The sequence below is a fragment of the Bradyrhizobium sp. 21 genome (genome assembly GCF_023073335.1).
GTDB lineage: Bacteria > Pseudomonadota > Alphaproteobacteria > Rhizobiales > Xanthobacteraceae > Bradyrhizobium.
Genome location: NZ_JADPJG010000035.1, coordinates 910,044 through 929,752, shown reverse-complemented (window position 1 = coordinate 929,752; position 19,709 = coordinate 910,044). Strand labels below are relative to the sequence as shown.

At 59.8% G+C, this 19,709-nt stretch carries 15 protein-coding genes and 1 pseudogene; all 16 read right to left on the bottom strand.

All coding sequences use genetic code 11. The features are described from left to right. Positions 1–5: 5 nt before the first annotated feature. The 16 genes and pseudogenes from IVB31_RS33050 to IVB31_RS32975 all read right to left on the bottom strand — a co-directional run bounded on the left by IVB31_RS33050 (position 6) and on the right by IVB31_RS32975 (position 19,285). Positions 6–1,562, bottom strand: a complete 1,557-nt coding sequence (locus tag IVB31_RS33050) for a caspase family protein (protein ID WP_247332266.1) — start codon at positions 1,560–1,562, stop codon at positions 6–8. Further along, complete coding sequence (locus IVB31_RS33045; protein WP_247332265.1) at positions 1,559–2,602, bottom strand: OmpA family protein; 1,044 nt, start codon at positions 2,600–2,602, stop codon at positions 1,559–1,561. Before IVB31_RS33045 ends, IVB31_RS33050 begins: the two co-directional genes overlap by 4 nt. Before the next feature lie 2 nt (positions 2,603–2,604). Then, positions 2,605–4,593: a caspase family protein gene (locus IVB31_RS33040; protein ID WP_247332264.1), complete on the bottom strand. Its 1,989-nt coding sequence runs from the start codon at positions 4,591–4,593 to the stop codon at positions 2,605–2,607. Between the two features lie 192 nt (positions 4,594–4,785). Continuing rightward, the gene (locus IVB31_RS33035; RefSeq protein WP_247332263.1) at positions 4,786–6,120 is read right to left on the bottom strand and encodes a serpin family protein; all 1,335 of its coding nucleotides are present in this window, start codon (positions 6,118–6,120) and stop codon (positions 4,786–4,788) included. After that, a complete protein-coding gene (locus IVB31_RS33030) occupies positions 6,018–6,875 on the bottom strand; it encodes a serine protease (RefSeq protein ID WP_247332262.1) in 858 nt (285 codons plus the stop codon). Before IVB31_RS33030 ends, IVB31_RS33035 begins: the two co-directional genes overlap by 103 nt. A 9-nt stretch (positions 6,876–6,884) precedes the next feature. After that, entirely contained in the window at positions 6,885–7,466 is a 582-nt protein-coding gene (locus tag IVB31_RS33025; protein ID WP_247332261.1) for a DUF4384 domain-containing protein, read from the bottom strand. Between the two features lie 10 nt (positions 7,467–7,476). Continuing rightward, positions 7,477–8,007, bottom strand: a complete 531-nt coding sequence (locus IVB31_RS33020) for an OmpA family protein (protein WP_247332260.1) — start codon at positions 8,005–8,007, stop codon at positions 7,477–7,479. Between the two features lie 11 nt (positions 8,008–8,018). Continuing rightward, positions 8,019–9,227 carry a DUF4384 domain-containing protein gene (locus IVB31_RS33015; protein WP_247332259.1) on the bottom strand — a complete coding sequence of 403 codons (1,209 nt, stop codon included), beginning with the start codon at positions 9,225–9,227 and terminating at the stop codon, positions 8,019–8,021. Positions 9,228–9,968: 741 nt separating this feature from the next. Beyond that, positions 9,969–10,118 carry a hypothetical protein gene (locus IVB31_RS33010; protein ID WP_247332258.1) on the bottom strand — a complete coding sequence of 50 codons (150 nt, stop codon included), beginning with the start codon at positions 10,116–10,118 and terminating at the stop codon, positions 9,969–9,971. A 667-nt stretch (positions 10,119–10,785) separates the two neighbouring features. Further along, on the bottom strand, positions 10,786–11,565 hold the full coding sequence (locus IVB31_RS33005) for a hypothetical protein (RefSeq protein WP_247332256.1): 780 nt from the start codon (positions 11,563–11,565) through the stop codon (positions 10,786–10,788). A 107-nt stretch (positions 11,566–11,672) separates the two neighbouring features. Next, complete coding sequence (locus IVB31_RS33000; RefSeq protein ID WP_247332253.1) at positions 11,673–12,953, bottom strand: hypothetical protein; 1,281 nt, start codon at positions 12,951–12,953, stop codon at positions 11,673–11,675. Further along, positions 12,950–13,327 (bottom strand): hypothetical protein, encoded by a 378-nt coding sequence (locus IVB31_RS32995; RefSeq protein WP_247332251.1) that lies wholly within the window; start codon positions 13,325–13,327, stop codon positions 12,950–12,952. Before IVB31_RS32995 ends, IVB31_RS33000 begins: the two co-directional genes overlap by 4 nt. Positions 13,328–13,361: 34 nt before the next feature. Then, on the bottom strand, positions 13,362–14,531 hold the full coding sequence (locus IVB31_RS32990; protein ID WP_247332249.1) for a hypothetical protein: 1,170 nt from the start codon (positions 14,529–14,531) through the stop codon (positions 13,362–13,364). 269 nt (positions 14,532–14,800) lie between these two features. Next, complete coding sequence (locus tag IVB31_RS32985) at positions 14,801–18,274, bottom strand: caspase family protein (RefSeq protein WP_247332247.1); 3,474 nt, start codon at positions 18,272–18,274, stop codon at positions 14,801–14,803. A gap of 126 nt (positions 18,275–18,400) precedes the next feature. Continuing rightward, positions 18,401–18,838, bottom strand: a pseudogene (locus tag IVB31_RS32980) (IS481 family transposase); the annotation flags it as partial. Between the two features lie 144 nt (positions 18,839–18,982). Further along, a complete protein-coding gene (locus IVB31_RS32975; RefSeq protein ID WP_256464366.1) occupies positions 18,983–19,285 on the bottom strand; it encodes a transposase in 303 nt (100 codons plus the stop codon). Positions 19,286–19,709: the final 424 nt, after the last annotated feature.

Here is a 19,709-nt window from a genome sequence, read left to right as displayed (position 1 = left end):
TCCCTTCAATTTCCTGCCCTGCATAAATCGGGGAATTGCTTGTCGTCCGCGCTGTAGCGCTCAAGCACCGATATTGCATACCGCTTGCCCCCGAGTTGGTCGGTGACGGCCTTGTATAGCTCTATGGGACGCAGCTTTTCGTCCAGCGCCTCGAGTCGGTGACCCAACTCCGTCAGAGGCTGGTCTGCGACGACAGTGATCAGGTAATCGGCGCCGAGCGGATCGAATGTGCCAAGATCGTCCCTGACCCAACCCTGCGGACTCCTCCTCCACTCGGGCTCGGCGAATTGTCCGGTATAGCCGTTCTGGACCAGGCCATTGCCCGAGAGATCGAACACCGAGAAGTAGCGGAATTCCGTTTCCGGTACCGTTAGCGTCAGCCGCGCACCCTTGCACAGGACCACACCATCCGGCCGGATCGCGGGCGCAAGCGCCTTGTCTTCTATCGCAAGTCGCGCGATCTGGCGATAGACCCAGAAGGCGTCGGCCGCCGTCGGAAGACTGGCAAGATCGACATCATTGGCAACCACGTCGCCCAGATTGTTGCGCAACCGTCGCGGCGCCTTCTCCCACACGAGATCCCCGTAACCGGCCGACAAACTCGCGACACGATCGGAATCTAGGCGGACTGCAGCTAGGTCCGCGGAGTCGAGCTGTATCGTCACCCGCTTGCTGGCCGTCGTCGGCCGGACAGCCGGCAGCTTGGCTTGCAGAAGGATCTGATCGCCGTTAGGGATGTGAAACTGGGGTGTCTGGTCGTTCTGCGACAGGAACCTGACGGCACCGCTCAGGAAGCGCTGCAGTTTCCGGGCGGTGATCGTGCCCCCGTCGTACCGATCGACGGCGCCTTCGATCGCCCGCGCGAAGGCGAAGCTCAGCGCGCCGCGCTCGACGCCATCGACCATCATCTCGCGCACCCTGACGGCAGTGTCGGTCGCACCAAAGACGTAGGTGCTCGGGGCCAAGATATCGTCCGGCGGCCGCGCCGAGCTGGTGTCGGCCGAGGGTGCCACGAAGCGCGTGGCCGTGAGCGGTTGGAAGCCCGGCGGCCCCTTCCGCAAACCGATGCCCGAATGGCATGCGTCGAGAACAAGGACGAGGCTTGCGCCCTTCGTCTCCAGCTCCCGCGCCCAGCCGAGCAGGTCGTCGCTGAGGAAACGCTCTGCAGGAGCCGACTTGTCGGAGAATGGCGCCAGCAGAAACGATTTCTTGGTCTTGTTGCCGGCCTGCTCCAGAACAACCGAGCCATGTCCGGCGAAGGTGAGCAGCAGGATATCTCCGCGAGCGGACCTGCCGATGGCGTCGCGGATGACCGCGTCCAGACGCGCGCGGGTCGCCTCGCCATTGACGAGGAACTGAACATATTCGATCCCGCGGGTCTTCAGCGCTTGCTGGATATCTTCGGCATCCCGGGCAGCTCCGGGCAGCGCGGGCTGGGACGCATAGACCGAAACACCGACGACCACGGCCCGCGTCTCCGCATGGGCCGTGGTGAGGCAGTACGCTGCGAACGCGGCTGCGAGCAGCACGCCTCTCGCGATTTTGACGGATGCTGCGATCATTGACACTTCCTCTGGACCTTACGATCGCGCAATTCGATGCGACGGTTGATCTGGTCGACTTCGTCCTGGGACAGCTTGGAGCCCTCGACGATCGGAAAAGGCTCGCCCTTCCCCTGCGGGACGGCCTCTATCGTGACGCTCTTGCGCATGGCCGGCTTCATGAAGGCGATCAGGGCATCGAGACGGCGCCCCGACAGTTTGCAGTTGTAGTCATCCGAGCCCTTCTGGTCGGCGTGCCCGGTGAGAACGATCCTGGGAACGTCGGACCGGTTGATGAAGGACAGCAGGAAATTCGCGGCGTCGGTCCCTTTCTGCGTCAGCTCCGTCGAGTCGTACCTGAACTCGATCGGAATCGGGAAATTGACGACCTCGATACCCCGGAGCTTGCCAACGAAGATCCCTCCGAACGATCCGTCGCGCGTCGGCGGGGCCGGCACGAAGTTCGTCGCCAGGGCGTCCGCCTGCTCCGCCAGGCGGATCAGTTCGGCCGCCTGCTTCGCGCTCGGAAGCGCCCGCTCCTCGTCCGGACAGACGAAGGAGCGCGCACCCTGCTGAATCCGGCTCTCGACGTCGGAAAGCGCGGTCAGGGACGATTTGTAGAACAGCGCGGCCTGGTCGTAGTTCTTCGCATTCTCGGCAAGGTCCGCCATCGTCCAGAGCATTCGCCATGTCCGCGCGACCGATCCACCGGCAGCCGCCAATTCCTGGAGTTTTTGGGGAGGCAAGCCCTTCGCCTGTAGATCACTGATCGCCTGTGAATAACTGTCAGCGATCAGATAGGCAAAACAGGTCTTCTCAACTTCAGTGCACTGGCCTGAATTGCTGACCATGCCGCGGAGTCGATCGAGCGTCCCGAGATCCGACGAATCCCGGGCAAGACTGGTGCGCGCCCGATCGTAATAGCCTTGACAGCTTTGAGCGCGTGTAGGCGCGACAGAAAAACATTGCCCCACCAACACCAGCGCCGCAGCAAGATACGTTGATCGCACCATGAGCCCGCGGCTAAAGCAACTTGTAGCTATCATCGGGATGGAAACCATCTTCAATTCCTAACGAAAAACATCGGAAAGTCGGGAACTGGCCTGACCATGACCGGATGCTGTGACCCGCCGGTCAATTCCTTCACCCGCTCTGAGACCCAAAGATCGAGTGCTGCAGTGGTGATCACGCCCTTGCCCCTAATGTCGGCGCGCGCCTCTACGCCGGATGCACCAAGTCCCTCGATTAGGGCCTTCGTAAACGCGCCATTCCCCCAGGAGGCATCCTCCTGAGACACCTCGCGCCCGGTCGAAGAAGCGTAAGTAACGACGCCATTCTCGGTGCTGGAGAGGTCGTTGACCAGCGAGTTTATGTCGGTTGCACCGCGTGCAGCGGGTCCCAGCGCCTGGCCGGCATAGCACGTGTCCAGGAACACCAGCACCTTGCTTGCAAGTCGCCGGGTACGTTGTCGCAACGTCACGCCGTCAAGAGCGGTGTCCTCAAGCTGCTTCCGGTCGCTATCGACAGCGAGATAATAGTACTGGTTCTTGGCATCTGACAGTCCGTGCCCCGCCAGGAAGACAATTCCAACATCGCGGCTGGTAACCGATCGCTCCAACCAGGTGAGGGAGCGACGAATAGCATCAAGGGTCGCTTCAGCATCGGCGAGCACCTTGAGTTCGACATCGCGGTAGAGCCCACCTTTTTGCAATTGCAGAGCTGCGGCAAAATCCTTGGCGTCCTTGGCCGCATATTTGAGCTGAAGCGCCTTGTCGTTGTAAGAACTCACGCCGACGATCACACCATAGAGCTTCGGCTTGAGCCCTTCATCAGCCTGGAGCGCTGTTGAACCTTGCCATCTGAGTTTGACCTTTGCGACTTCGCTGACCAGCGAGCCAGATCTCGCCAACAGTCCGAGCTCGACATCGCGGTTCGGCAAGCTAACCATCTGCCGCTCAATTCGTGCTCCGGTCACCCCGCTGTGCAACGGCTTGATACCCCGGCTCGGCCGGCCATCAATGAGAACCTCAACTGTATCCACCGGCAAGCCAGACGGCGAACGCAACTCGTAATCGACTGCAATCTCTCTATCTCGAACCGAGCCCCCGTCGGAAGGCGATAGAATGCTGATCACCGGCGGCAGTCTGGAATTTACCGGTGTGGTGTCAGAGCTCAATTTGGCGGCTCTATTGGCTGCCTCAATCGCCTTGCCTTCATCGAGAGCGATTAGCACCTGCTGTACGATATCGGGGCGACTGAACCGTTCGCGGAGTCGTGAAGCCGGAAAGAAATCGGCATTCCGGCTCCCCACTCGGTTGACTTGCCAGGCGATCGTATCCTCCCCGCCGGGGGAAGTCATATAGTAGCCCGAGGGGGTCCAAGCCGCCCAACGCCAGTTCTCCTTGTTGACAAACAACGCCAACAACTCCCGACCATCAGTCGTTCGATGCCAACGGACTGTCCCATCGTCGTAAGCCGCTATCACCAGACGCCCGTCGCCGGTCGCCTTTGCGAAACAGACAACCGGCGCGATAACCCGGCGCCCCCCGTGCGCATCGACAGTCCACAGCGGCTTGGAATTCTCATGTGAATCGACCCCCCGACGACCATTTACCTCCGGCCCTTGAGCAGAAGTAGTAAGAAAACTCCCCATGTCGTCTGGAATGACAGAATGGCACCCGGCCGCAATCGATGCCGATCGAGCAAAGTTGGGGGGCCTTGCCTCCACGGTCAAAAGAGCTAGATTGAACGCAAAATCAGCTACTTGTTCGCCAAAAACATCCAAGGGGAATTGCAGGCGCGTTCCATCTTGCGATACTTGGAATGAATCGGTCGCGCGGCCGAAGACGACTGAGACTGCGCCCGCCCGCGGCGACATGACGGAGGAAGAGCGGCATGGACTCTTTGTTTGCGCATTGCAGCCTCCCTCCTGCAATCGCTGTCGAGCCTCAGTCTCTTCGGCCAGTGCGAAGCTTAGATTGAGTAGGCCAGCCCCCATCACGAGGGCGAAAGTAGAGGATACCGCGCGGCAAACGAGTTCTCTCTGAAACATCTTGGCTTCGCCCCGGCCGCTCTTCTCTATGGAAGTATTATGAACGTAGTGCTGCCGAAAACTTGGTGTGACCTGAAACGAGCTATCTTAATTCCTGACAACAAACATCGAAAATCTCGAACGATCGGCGCTGCTCATCTCTCTCGCCAAGGAAGACTACCTCACAAAAGGCCCAAGCTAGTCCGTTGCCATTCAAGACGATCCCTGTCGCGGATCATTCACCAAGCCGACCAGAATGGCCGCTCCGGTCTTCACATGACGCAGGACGAAGACGAAGGGGCGATCGACATTCATTTCGAAGGGATCGGCGGGGAGAGCTGCCGTCTTGGTCATCACGATGGCCGTTCCAGCAGCGGCTTCGGCACCCTGCTCGTCCCAACTCAGAGCAACGCGATGAACAACCTGATCGAACTTGATGCGCGATTTCGCGAGCTTTGAGAAATCCGCCGCAGTAGAGAACGGCTCTTTAAGACCGAAGGCCTCCAGCACCCCCTTCACGTCGCCGCCTGCGGTCAATTGAAGCCGCGGCAGCGAGAGCCGGCCCGGGCGTTCGGAGAACTGTCCGTTGGCCGCCCCGGTCAGTTCGCCGGCGTTCTTTGCGGGATCGACGCCGTCCTTTGGAAGAGCGACGATGACCTCGAACTCGCCCTTGCCGAAGGGCAGCCTGATCGCTTGATAGCTCGCCGTCTCGGAATATTGGAAGCCGTCATCCGACCGGCGCATCATCGGAACGTCTATCGTCTTGCCGTCAGCAAGACGAAAGGGTGCGGGCTGCGTCGCACCGGCCGGAAACGGGGTCGTCCATTGGCCCTTGAAGTACAACGCGTTCGCCAGGATCACACGCGTGTCGGCCGAGATCTGCGAGACCATGTTGGGAATGAGCTGCTGGGTCTGACGCGCGAACCAGTCGTTGATGTCCTTCACAGCCTTCGGTTTGGAGAAATCCTCAGTCGCGACCATGGCCTGGAAGCCGTTGCGCAACAGCTCAATATAGGCGGGAACGGGTCTCGCATTGGCGGCAAGCCACATCCCGTTCACCGAACGGAAGATCACCTTCGGATCGTGCGAGCCGATGCTGCGGATTTGCCTGCCGAACCTTTTAACGGAATCGCCGCTCGAACCGTCGCCGATCTCGAGGGCCGCGCGAAACGCCTTCTCCGTCTCGCCATTCGCTCCGCCGGCCGCCATATACAGCGCGGCGCCGAGGCTCAACGGAGAGATGATCGTGTTACTACTGCCGCCCCGCGCGACGCTCAGCGGAAACAATCTGCTTGCCAGCCGCTGTGTCGCGTCGACGGTCGGAGCGACGATCTCGATGCGGGCGGCGGCTTGCTGAACCGTGCTGAAGAGCAGACCACCCATGAGGCAGAGCGCAGCCGGCGCGGCGGCAAGCCACGATCGCTCCATTGAACGAAGCAACTGCATCACTCGTCTCCTGATTTCGGATTGGCGCGCGTCTTTTGCAAGATCCAGTCGATGTAGGCTGATACGCGCGTGTAGACGCCGTAGGCATTGGGGAGAGCGCATCCGCGACCAAAGCTCACGACCCCGACCTGGGTCCACCCCGAGGGGCCGCCCGGCACAACGAGGGGACCGCCGCTGTCTCCCTGGCAGGAGTCCTTCGTGCCCTGCTTGTATCCCGCGCAGACCTGACCTTGGGCGATCTCGCCGCTATAGGCCTGATTGCACTCGGAGTTTTCAATAATCGGGATATCCACCTGCCTCATACGCGGCGGGATCTCATTTCCCTGATTTTCGAGCGTCCCCCAGCCGGTCACGACAGCACAGTCGCCCGCCTGACCAAATTGCCGCTCCAGGCGTTTACTCTCGAGCTTGACCATCTGGCTGGGATTCGCGTCGAAGGGAGAATCAAGCTTAATGAGTGCAACGTCGTAGGCATGTCCCGACGGTTGGTACTGCTCATGAACGATGAACTGCGAGACTCGCCGTCTGGCTCCGGCTGCTTTCAGATCCACAGTCCCGCTGACGACGGACAGCGGTTCGAGCGGCACTTTCTGCCCCCGACTGAACGCACAATGCGCGGCGGTGAGAACCCACTGCGGATGGATCAAGGAACCTCCACAGAAGTGTCGACCATTTGCCTGCAGTGAAACCTGCCATGGCCAGTCGCCCGATTGCGCCTCTTGGCCGCCGACGATCTTCGATTCGACTTTCTTGTCCGGTCCCACGCAGGTGAATTGCGCCCGGTCCTGTGCGGCCACGGTGGTCGCAGACAGAAGCACCACGCCGAGCGCATAGCTGGCCAGAGCTTGCCGATGCATGATGTGCTCCTAGTTCTTGCCAGTGATTTCGTATTGCAGTGTCGCAGCCGCATAGGGCGGCGCCCCCGCTCTAATATCCTTCCCGATGACCGGATAGTCTTCGGGACCGAGGGCGTCGTCCTCAGTTCTCGTCCAATGTAGATATACTTTTGACGTTCCTTTCGGCTCCGCTATCTGGAGTTGATACTTTTCCGAATCACCGACGCACGTTCGTGTATTCGCCTTCACCAGCGCAGCCCGAGCCTTCGTGGGATGACTGAGTCTGTTCGGATAAATGAGCGTAAACCCGCCCTTGGAATCGATGCTCCAGAGGGTGACGTACCCTTCTGATGTCACCTTGAAGCAAATCTCAACGTTTGTTTCTAGAGCGAGCTTAGCTGCAGCGCCGGCGGTACCGCAGGTCTGCGTACAGATGGCCTTGAATTCCTGATCGATCGATCTCGTTTTTGCCTTCAACTCCAAGACTGCATCAACTCCAGGCTGCTTCTCGGCATCATTGACGATGATCCCTTTGTTCCGCTCCTGCGCGACAGCGCAGGTGGAGAGAAGAGCGATAGTCAGTACGAATGTCACACCTTTGAAAGCACGCATGGAAATCCCCCTATTGAATCGGGACAATTTCGACACGCCGATTGCGACCGTCGGCCGGATCAATTCCGGAAATTGGCTGTCGTTTACCCAGTCCCTGAACCGCGAGCCGTTCGGCACCCAGACCGCGCTTTTGCAGATAGGACGCAACGCTGAGTGCTCGCTCCTGCGACAGACGCGTGTTCTGTTCGTCAGAACCGATGGAGTCGGTGTGCCCCTCGACGATGAAGCGCCGGCCGACCAGCCGCGGATCGTTCAGCGCCACCGCCACTTGGTCGAGCCGCCCCATGGCCCGCGGCGTGAGCCCCGAAGAGGCGAAGCCGAACTCGATCTTCATCATCAGGCTCACCGGCATTGGCGATCCACTGCCGGGCTGCCCCGCTGGCACTACGGTGATCGCTTTGTCCAGGGTGTCCGCGATCGAGCGGCTATCGAGCTGATCGTTGCCGATGTCGATGCGCGAGCGGTCCTGGGCGACGGCAGCCCCGCCGACGACCGCGAGAGTCAGCGAGATCAAGAGGCTCTTGGTGATCGAAAATGACATTTTATTTCCTCTTACTGGACCAGCAGAAACGAGACACTCGAATGAGCGATCTTGCGACCCGATTTGAGCTGCGCTGAAATCACTTGAGCAATGTCGACCTGATTGTTGACGCTGGGATAGATCGAGCGATCATCCGACCGGAACAGGTTGTTGACGCTGCCCATCAGCGACCATTCTTCGCCGCAGATGGCAATGACGGATTGCGGTCCGGGCTGCCCCATCAGAGTGAACTTCATCTTACCGTCGGTTCCGGGCAGAAACGTCGTCTGGCCGGCGCGAAGGCCGGGCTCCTTCTCCAGCCTGTTGGGGTAGAGCACCGCCGCGTTGTTCTGCGCATCAACGCTCAGCAGCGTCAGCTTGCAGTTGCGTTCCGATGTCAACGTCAGGGCCAGGTCTTCACCCATGCGATAGCTTTCCTTCGCGGTCCGCACCTCGAGCCCGAATGCGCTGGGCATACCGCTGAGCCCAGGCAGGCCAGGCGTCGGCTGACCGGGAGAAGCGCCGGGTGTGGGCGCGACGGGGCTGTTGCCGACAATCACGGAGGGAGGAATCGGTGGTGGCAAAGGTGCCGGTGAGGAAATCGGTGTTTGCAAGACCTGCGGAGGCTGTGCCCCTGCCTGCCGCGACACCACTCGAATCGGCCGATCCACTATTGCCCAGACGCCGTTCTGCGGCTGCGTCATCTCCACCTGGATCTGACGCGCCAGTTCCTCGGACGTGTCGGCGTACGTGTCAAAGGGACCTGACTGCTCGACTGCGCGGCCCTGAAAGATCGGCGCCGTGCTCGTCGTTGCGATCACCTTGATCAGGTTCACGCCCACCGGCCCGGCAATATGCAACTTGAACTGCGCACCAGTCCCGGGGACCTGATAAACTTGGTTTCCGCGCAACCGATTGTCGGGGGCGAACCGATTGGGAAACAACATCGTCGTGCGCCCGGCAGCGTCGACATTAAGAATCGTCACCGCCGCGTCGTAGCTGGTGCGCACGAACAGCGCCAGATCCTCATTGATTCCGTACGCGCCATCGGCCCGGTTGGTCCAGACGTCCACGCCCAGTGTCGAGGCCGGCGCGGTCACGTTCAGCAGCGGCGCCTGCTGCACCGTGATCTGCCGCGTTTCGTCCTCTTCAAATGCCAAGGCCGGGCCAGACATTGCGATGACAAGGGTCGCACATCCGATCAGCCACAGCCCTTGCCGTCTCAATCCCCCAGAACTCATTGTATTCTCCATCAGGTGATCCAAATCGCCACCCCCGATCGGGCGCAGCCTCTACCTTCCCCATCGGGATGGACGCCCAAGGGCCCGCAATATTGGTTCTCAAGAATGTGTGAGCTGTCCTGATTGGAGGCCGGGGCCCGCGGCCCAATTGCCGCGCCTGACGCTTGAGTTGGCTCGGCCAAACGGACGGCGACCTAAACGCAACATCTCCCGGAGCCCCGCAATGTCCCCCTTCTACTCTCTCCCCTGGCTTGCAAATTCTTTCAAGCATTCTTCAGGCGCGCAAGGCAAAAAACGTAAAGGGCGTCCAATCCGTTACAATACGGACCCGCAGCGCCGCGCCCCTCACGCTCGCCTGGGAGCCACGCGAGCCATCAAAAATACGATACTTCCTTCTTCGCCATTGCCCAGGAATGGACAATTGCGTTTGGGCAGTCGGGAAGGACTTCCGAGTACCGCGAGAATTCGCACCAGCCGAACCGTCCCGCCTCAAACACGGGATCATCCCTCAGGACTCGCGTCGGCGCTATTGAATGCGCAGCAGCGACCCCGGGGCAACGTAGGCAATCGCCTTGCCCTCTCGCGCTACGAGCTTCCGTCCTGACAACACTTACTGCTGTGCCAGGGGCAAGCTGGCCAATTTTTTTCTGCTGCGCATGCGCTCTCATAATCCATAAATCGGCCGGGGCCCTTACAAAATGCGTTGGCCTTATTGAAATGCTTTTCGGCCGCGCCTGGCCGTCAACAGGTAGCAGCGCGATCTTGGATACCAGCCGGAAATTTCAACTCAAGAATGCTCATCTGCGGCACCTGCCGCAGCTTGAAGGCCTCGAAGGTCAGGTCCGGCAGCCGGCGGTCAACATATTGCGCGAGCTCGGTCACGTCGATCACGCCGTCGCCAGCTGAGTGTCCCGTCGTAGCTCCCCGAAACGATCCGACGGCCGTCCGGAGAGGAAGCAAGCGCTATTGCTGCATCAGAATGTCCGGCGAACGTTCGCAGGTGTCCAGTTGACGTCTCCCAGAGCCTAAGCGTCGTATCGAAGCTGTCGGATACGATCTTCGAACGTCTGGTGAGAACGCCACCGCCGGCACTGAGCTCGAACGCCCGGATAGCATAAGCAGTTCCCGCCCATTCTCTGCGTTCCAGAGCTTGAGAGCATTATCTTCGCTTCAGGAAAGATCGTCTTCCCGTCCGGTGACACTGCTACTGCGTACAATCATAGGAAATGCCCCTGAGTAAGAACCAAATCAACACCGTCAAGGGCTGCTGAGGCTGACTGTGAAAGCGCGCTGCAAAGCAGAAACACGGAGGCAGCGGCGCGTCTGATCCGCAACATCAAGGGCACTTTGATTGGCATGACCTCACCGGGTTGGTTTCTCAACTGATGGTTTGAAGAAACTCTTCCGCCGAACCGGCCAGCGGCCGGTAATCCAGCCCCTCACCAGATCGCGTTATGCACATGTTCATTCGTGATCAATGCAATGCTTGTCGTTGAAAGTTCGCCGGACCGCCCTGCGCGAGGTAGCCAATCGTCCTTCCCTCGCCATGCGACTTGCATCAACGGGTCACTCCTGCGACCCAGCGTTCGAACCTGAAGGTGCAACCCGCGCTTGGTGCCGGCGGATCGGTCCAGGTCTGGACGAAATCCCCGACTTTTCGATCATCACCATTGCGACTCATCGTTGCGCCTTCAAGAGCAGTCCTCTCGTCGGCACCTTCGGTCATTCGAACGGTGAGGCGTTGCCCTGCGAAATCAAGACCATAGACCTTGCGGTCGACCGGAGCCTCGGTCCCACCGTCCAACAGGGTGACCGGTGTGGAGAACAAAATCAGGGACGACATGTTTGGACCTCTGGGTATGACGCGCAGTCGCGCGTTCGCAGACACTGCGACGGGCTGTCCTGGAGCGGCATTCAGCCAAGGCGCCCTATCCGTGTCTTCCATGGCAGGCATCTCAGGATCCGCAATCTGTATTTCGGCGGGACACGATGACGCCGCCTGGCCGATGGCGCCGGATGTAAGCACGATGCGAATCCGATCCGCATCCTCATCTCGCCGGGCGCCGCTGCCGGCGCCCCAGACAATCTTCGAAAGCGCTTCCCGGTTCGCGCCCGCGGGCCAATCCCTCTCCATGACCCCCAGGAAGGTCTGCACCCTGGTTTGCAAGAGTTGCGCCTCGGCGCACCGCACGCCAGTACGGCAGCTTGCCGGAACGGTCCCGACGAGCTTGAATTTCAGCTCATGGCGCCAAGCCTGCAGTGCCAGCAAATTTCTCGCCGCGGAGACCTGATCGGAGGTGCTGGTGCCCAGCTGCGCCGTACCCGACTGAAACAGCATGTCATAGCTACGGGCGCGGAGGGGCTGCAGTTCAGCTGCCGAAACAGCACTAAGCGCCGATGCCACGACTATTGGCAAGGCGTGGCTCAGGAGCCCCCATCTAATGTCTATTCCGGACATACGGATTCCCTGGTCGAGCGGAACGCATACTCGATGTAACCCGGAGCGATCTTGGCCAGAAGGTTGCGGGTCGCGCTGATGCGCTGGGAACTCTGTAGGGAATCGAGCACCTCGCGCAGCGACTTCTCGAGCCCGGCCGCATCGAAGGGACGAGATCGCTGTGCAACCAACGCAACAAGGTTATCTTCATCAGGTCCGTCCGGGACGCTCAGCTTAAACGCAATTGCATCACCGGAATGCACCCCCCCCATCTCAATGTCCTGCGGCAAAGGCAGGACTTTAACGCCTGTCTTGTCCGATAGAGCCACAAGGAGGTGGAAATGCCGCGCAAATGGCTGCAGCCACGCGTTCTCCGTCACCGACCCGACCCTGATGACCAATGTATCCCCGGGTCTCAAGATGGGTAGGCCGTCGACTGAACGGCAGCTCGGCAGCAGCGTTTCCTCATCCGAAGATCCCCTGCGAAGTCCAGCTGGCGTCATCGCGACACGTCCATTTGCTAAGGCCGCCGACAAGAATTCAAGCTGAATCGGCCGGCTCAACGACCAATAGCCAGCGGCGGCACAGATCGACAGCAAGCTAGCCAACGCGATGGCTTGCTCGGCCCATCGAGTGTATGAACGTTTGGCTAGCCGGCTAGCGCGCGCACCGCTGGCGGCGGAACGAAGATCTGCAATCGGCTGAACCGTAATGCCCATTCGCGCAAGTTCGTCGATCTCCGATGCAAACTTGACGCCTACGGGTTCAGCGTCCGTATCAGTCAGCGGCGCGAAGAATAACCTGGGCGGCGTCGGCGCACCCGCCTGAGAGAAGTATTGCTTGACCAGACCGAACTTGGCCCCGAGATGAGTAACCGGCTCTACAAGCGCATCCGCTTCGTCGACCTTCGGCTTCAGCCGACCGGTCGCAATGACGCGCTCCGCACCGGACTGAGTAACATACATGAGCTTTGCCAGGGCAAGCCCAAGCTCCGCGCTGGCCGAATTGTCGGGTGTCAGCCCGACGACATCGCCCGGGTTAAGCACCGACAGCGCGACGGGTGCTGGGCGATTGAGCCACCCGCCCGGCAGCTGGATACGCCTAACTGCCGCCTGCGCCTGCTGCCCCGCTTGGTATAGTCCGCACTCCAGCAGCTCGCTGATCGCACGGTCCAAATGGGCGGGATGGGTCGAAGGAAGTGAGCCGTTGGCAGTGACGCGACAAATTGCTCCTGTGCTCCGCCCATCGACCAGCGGAATTAGCACCTCCCTGTGCGCAAAAACAGTCATTCAAGCAGGACCCGGAAGTTTATCATCGCCTGCCGTGTGAGCGGGCTGTTTGCGACTATGGCGACGGAGCGCCCCTGCGAGTCGAATCTGAACGCGACATCGATCGCCCCGTCGTTACTCAGCATGCGTGCTGCGCGTCCAGCGAACTGGCGCAGCGCGGCATACCCCATGCTCTGGAAGGTGACCCGAAGCTCCGCATCTACCTCCTCGATCTCGGCTGACAGCATCTGGCGGCGATCTGACCAGTCCCGGCTCGGTAGCCTCGGTTGCTCGGAGTCGGCGGCGGCCAGCAGCTTGAACTCGAAACCGGCCTGGATCCGCTCAAACTCTCGGACGTCGTCCTTGGCGATCGCGGACGCGATAATGACGTCCAAGGTGAAATTGAAGCTCCTCCAGCTTGATGAAGATCTATCCATTGCTACCAAGCTCCATCCGTTGCCAGTTCTCGACGCGCTCCTGGAGATCGGACAGGAATACCGGAAAGTTGAGCCCGCGCCGGGTCAGAAGCGCGGCAACGTCACTGTTCGCTGCGAGATCGGACAGGGTTTCACCACAGTAGAGGCGATTCAACATAATGCACTCCACCTCCTCGATGACCCCCGCCCGGCGCAACGCTCTCAGGCGTTGCTCGAATTCCATCTTCGAAAGCACATCGGGGGCCGGAAGGTCGACGTCCTCAACTGAGTCGATTGGAACATCGCGAAACCCGACTTCGCGGGACCGCAAGGCGCGTCCTATCTCAGAATTCCAGAGGTCGCGGAAAGTCTTGAACCCGGGGACCGGCGCGCGGTCCCAGGCCACCGACCAGGCTTCGATCGTATCTGCGCCGGACAGTTTCCGAAGGAACTGCCGTAAGCCCCGGACCTGATTGATGCTAAGCGCTTCCAGCCAGTCGAAGGGACAGAGTCCGCGCCCGAGCCCGACGAGCTCCTGAAACGGACGATGGGCCGTTCGCAGCGCGTCGATCAAGATACCGCAGAACCGGTTGAACTCCTCTCCGGGTGCCAAGCTCCTGATCTGCTGCGGGCCGGCACAGATCGCTGACCAGATGCTCATCTCCTCGGGCACCTCAATCCGCGAGGGACCCATGACGAGCCAGAGCGGTCCCTTTCGCTGCCGGATGGCGTTGGCAGGGTTTCCAGAAGACATCCGCTGGGGCAGCCGCGCAAGCGCCAGTGAGACATGGTCCAGATCGGGGACGGCCATCAATGGCCGCACGGCGGCAGCCGACGCAGCGGCAGCCTCCTCTCTAATCAATTCGGCGTGCTTCGACAGCGCGAGGACGCCGCGACGGCACATCACGAGCAGAATGCGATGCGACAATGACACTTCGACCCGGTTCGACAGCCACAACGGCCTCGCCAGCGTTACGTCGAAATATCTTTGCGCCGCCTCCTCCCCCGTCATGCGCGCAGCAAAGCTTGCATGCGACAGCAAGCTCAGCCGATATCTTCGTGCCAACGCGTCCAGCACGGACACGTACAGCAATCCCGCGTCCACGAAAAACGTCGATCGTTCATCCGAGGTCAAGGAATGGGCCAGATATGCGGCGAAACGATCGCTCGGAAAACTCGTCATAGAAACGTTCACCCTCCCGATCACCGACCCCCAGCTACGCATCCTCTCCAATCTTGGACGCAAGCTGCATCATGCAGTCGCCCATCGTACCGGGATGGATGGGGCCCGGCAAATGTCAACGGCCGTTGCAGTCCAGCAATCGCGCATCGAGCTGACGCTACCCTATACTTGCCCCCTCAAGGCGCAGTCGCAAGCCACCGGCAACCGACCGCTGCATTGTCGTCGGCATTGATGGCTGTTGAGCGCCAACGAGCGATGTGGCTGCCAGCCTATTGCAGCTTGACCAGCGTCTTCTCCTCGACATATCCGAGTTTCCTTCCATTCTTGGAGACAAGCTGCCACCCATTGGCAGTCCCGACCAGAGTGACGAGGGTCCCCGGCGGCAGCCGCTGGACGGCCGGGCCCGCCCGCATAGCCTCTGGGAAGACCTCCGCTGCTGATGACGAGACCACCACATGGGTTGGTCGGGTTGCTACCGGCTCGGGCGTAGGCGAGTTGTCGGAGGTCTGTAGAACGGTCGTCCTCAATGCCAGCGGAAAGCTGGACCCTACGATCTTCATCTGTGGGATTTGCCGCAGCCTGAAGGTCTGGTAACTCAGGTCAGGCACCTTTTGATCGACGTAGGCGGCCAGCTCCGTCACCTCGATGAGCCCGTTGCCATTCGTATCCGCTGCCTGAAGCCCGTCCAGCAGCGCGTAAGTGAACACGCCGTGGCCGCGGTAACCTTCCAACGCCGGTGCGTCGTCGCTGGACGCTGACAGCACCGTCCGCCCCGTTGCTCGCGTCATTTTTTCCAATGCCGCCACTCGCTCGATGCCACGCTGTTGAACCCGGTCGCCGGTGAGCGAGCCGCTCTCGCATGTGTCGTACAAAAGGATGCTCTTTCGCGCTGGAATCCTGGCCAACCACGCCTGGAGCTGCTCTTGATCGATACCTCGCTTTGCGATCGAGCTTTCGTCTTCATAGCGAAAATCCTGAGGCAGAAAGTGGTAGCGCCCGTCGACCGTCTTACCATGGCCGGCCAGGAAGAACACGAAGACGTCGCGGGGATGCACCTTCTTGCCGAGATCGGCGAAGACCGCATCGAGATTGCCCGCCGTCACCTTGTCATCCAGCACGGAGATGACCTCGACTGACTCGTACAGCGAGCCCCCAGCCTGCTTTAGAGCATCCCCCAATGCCCGCGCATCCGGCACCGCATAAGAAAGGTTTAGGCGGCTATCGTAATAGTCGTTCACCCCCACCGCCAGCACGTGGAGCTTTGGTGGCGTAGCGCTCGTCTCGCCGTCCCACTTCAGCACCACTTGCGCTGGAAGGGACGCGATCAGATCGCTACCGTTGTAGGCTACAACCTCAATCCGATTGTCGCCCTGCTCCAACGAGAGCGTTCGCTTCACAATGATCGATCTCGGCATCGCGGATGGAGATGCATCGCGCGCCAAGCGCTTGATGCCGCGGCTCTCAACCCCGAGCGTCACACCATTGATGCGCCACTCGATTCGACCGACGCCGCCATCGCTCTGCTCAGTGATCTCCGCCTCGACCGTTACCTCATCGCTGTTGACATTACCTGCCGGAGTTGGAATCGAAACTCGAGGCGCCGCGCCGCTCGCTAGTACTTTGTTCAAGTCAAGCTTGGTCGCCGCCTCACGCACCAATCCCTTCGGATCACCCGCCAGTTTCTCACGAACCAGATCGGGCCGGTACAACGCCTGATACACTTGGTCGACCGAGTAGACCTCAAGCCCTCTAACAACACTGAGGTTCTGCGCGGCCACGGATGAAGACGCATCGAAAAAGCCTTCAGGTGTAATTGATAGCCACTCACCATCCGCAAACGAAAGCATTCTTACGCGCTCGGTGTGAGTCGGACTGTCCCACAGTCGCACTGTTCCATCTGCGCTCCCCGACAACAGGGTTCCGCCGTCCCGCGAGAATAGAATCGAGGCAACGGCACCCGTATGCCCGCTAAATGTACCGAGCTCGCGCCCGCTCGCCAGCTCCCACAGTTTGGCTGTGTGATCATAGCTTCCTGAGATCAATCTGCGTCCGTCAGGCGAAAATGAAACGGAAGCAATTAGGTGAGAATGCCCGCTGAGCGAGTTTAGCTCGCGACCGCTTGCCATATCCCACAGTCTGACGTGCTGGTCTCCACTTCCAGTCACTGCGGTGCGGCCATCAGGAGAAATCGCAACCGCTGCAACAGGACCCGAGCCGCCCACGAATGTCTTGAGCTCTCGGCCACCCGCCAGGTCCCAGAGCTTGACAGCATGATCAAAGCCACCCGACAACACGGAACGGCCATCGGGCGAAATCGCTACGGAGAAGACAAAATTAGAATGGCCGCGCAGCGTCCTGATCTCGCGACCGGTAGGCACTTCCCAGATCTTTATACAATTATCCGCGCCTCCTGAGAGGGCCGTGCTCCCATCCGGCGAGAAGGCAACCGAGTAAACTATGCCGGAATGTCCTCTGAACGTCTTGAGTTCGCGACCATCAGCCGCTCCCCAAAGCTTGACCGTCTGGTCATAGCTTCCCGACAGGAAAGAGCGGCCGTCGCGCGAAAATGCAATGGAACTCACAACGTCGGAATGCCCATTGAACGTCTTGAGTTTATGACCGGTCCGCAAATCCCAAAGCACTATGCTCCCGTCCCAGCTTCCGGACAGGGCTGTGCGGTCATCGGGTGACAATGCGACGGAGTAAATCGGCATGACCTGCCCTCTGAGCTTCTTGAGCGCGCGTCCGCTCGCCACATCCCAAAGCACGACTGTCTGATCATAGCTTCCGGATAACAATGTGAGGCCGTTTGGCGAAAAGCGGACCGACGCGACCACGAAAGAGTGGCCGGCCAACGATCTGAGTTCATGACCGCTCGAAACGTCCCAGAGCTTGATTGTCTTATCTGCGCTTCCGGATATCGCGGTAAGACCGTCTGGCGAAAAGGCCACCGAAAGAACTTGGTCGGAATGGCCAATGAAAGTTCGGATCTCGCGGCCACCTTTCACATCCCAGAGTTTGAGAGTATGGTCTCCGCTTCCTGACAGGAGGGTGCGGCCATCCGGCGAAACCGCAACTGAGGTAATGTAGGCCGCCGATCCTATGAACGATTTGAGTTCCCTCCCGCTCGAAACGTCCCAGAGCTTGATTGTCTTGTCTGCGCTTCCGGATATCGCGGTAAGACCGTCTGGTGAAAAGGCCACTGAAAGAACTTGGTCGGAATGGCCAATGAGAGTTCGGATCTCTCGGCCGCTTTTTACATCCCAAAGCTTGATGGACTTGTCTCCGCTTCCTGACAACACTGTGCGCCCGTCCGGCGAAAAGGTAACACAGTAAACTCCGCCAGAATGCCCACTGAAAGTCATCAGTTCGCGGCCGGTAGTCGTTTCCCAGAGCTTCACTGTCTCGTCTTCACTTCCAGTGAGCATTGTGAGCCCATCCGGCGAGTAGGTCACCGAAGTCACTCCACGCGAATGCCCTGCGAGCGTCCTCAGTTCGCGACCGCTCGCAAGATCCCAAAGTTTCACAATTTGGTTCAGATCGCCCGAAGCCACAGTACGGCCGTCCGGCGAAAACGCGACCGAGTAAACAGGCATGGAATGCCCAAGTTGCGGGACAATTTCAGGACCCGGCGCTTGAGCCGTAGCAACCTGGGGCGCGAGAGCGGCCACGAGCAGGGCAGCAAATAGGGATCCTTTGAAAAGGCTTGTCCGATGTGAGATAGCTGCGCGCACGATAATCATCGTCCTTTGGTGACCACAGTTTCGACTAGCACCGGGATGGATCGGCGGCCATCGTGCCAAACCGGAGCCAACCAAGCAGCGAGGCTGAGCTATTAATGCACAATCGACAGACGAAAGGGTAGCGCTCTAGCTGTGGCGCCTCAAGACATTGTCCATGGTCAAACCGAGCCTGCTGATCGGACTTTGAGATTTTTCCCGCCGTATGTCCGTTGCCAATTGGATTGGTGCAGCCAAATCGGCAGCTCCTGGGCGCGACGATCTGACGTCAAGCCCAATCCCCGAAGTGCGGTCTGGATGAAGCGCTCAGCCTTGCCATTTGTTGTCGGTGTGTAAGGTTTAATGCGGATGTGCGTGATGCCGAGGTCCCAGCAGGCGTCGCGGAAGGCGAACGACTGGTAGCAACTGCCATTGTCCGTCATGACGCCCGTGACGGTGACGCCCAGGCTTTTCTAATAAGCAACAGTGCCTTGAAGAAGGAGACGGCGTCCGCCGTCTCGTCGGGCGTGATCGGGAATGGTCGTCAATGCAGACGAGGACAAAGTCCCAGCCGGCGCCACGGCTCTTGTTGGGCCGGTCCGATCGCTGGTGGTGCGTCGCCGATACGCTCGAAAGGCCGGAGCTTCTTGACGGTCGATATGGATGATCTCGCCTGGGACTCGCGCTCATAGCGGCACTCGGCTCGGCCCGCTCCAGATCGAGCATCCCGGCTTAGGTCGTGGACTCATTTCTGAGCCAAAGGCTAGTTGATGCTAGCAGAACAGCGGCAAGGAAGTTTCTAGCGAGTTTGTCGAAGCGCGTAGCAACGTGGCGGAGGTGTTTGAGTTTGCAGAAAAAACGCTCGATCATCTTGCGCTGGCGATAAAGGCCAGGACCGACCGAGCGCTGAGCTTTACGGTCCCGCTGGGTCGGGATGTGCGCCTCGCGTGCGTCACGGTCGGCCGGAGACATAGCGCATCCTCTTCGAAGACAATGAGCCCGTCTTCGGCTCGTTTGTCGAGCCCTCTCGACCATCTCTCTTTCCCACTCAGAGTGTTGGCGCGCACTGCATCGCCTACCGATCTGATTACGCGCACAAGTTATGAGGTAGAACGCCCATGAACTGTTGCGGCAAGCCCACAGCGTGGCGTGGATAACTCTCGGGTTACTGCCACCAACGCATCAGCGATCCTGATGGCTTTGTCGCACTCCAACCTCGTGGAGCTTTTCACCAAGTCGAAGTTAAAGACCATCTTTTAGTTTATGAGGTGGAATTGCCCGACAACAATATTGGAGGGCTCAAAGAGCATGAAGGCAGTCGTGTTGTCCGTTGCATCAAAGTGATGCTAGCCAACGCCTTGGTATGTGCTATGTTGACTTCATGAATCATTCTCGCGCTCACCATCTGATACGTTGCCTTTGATTTTCCGGGGCAGCACGGGTGTGCGGGAGGGTTTTA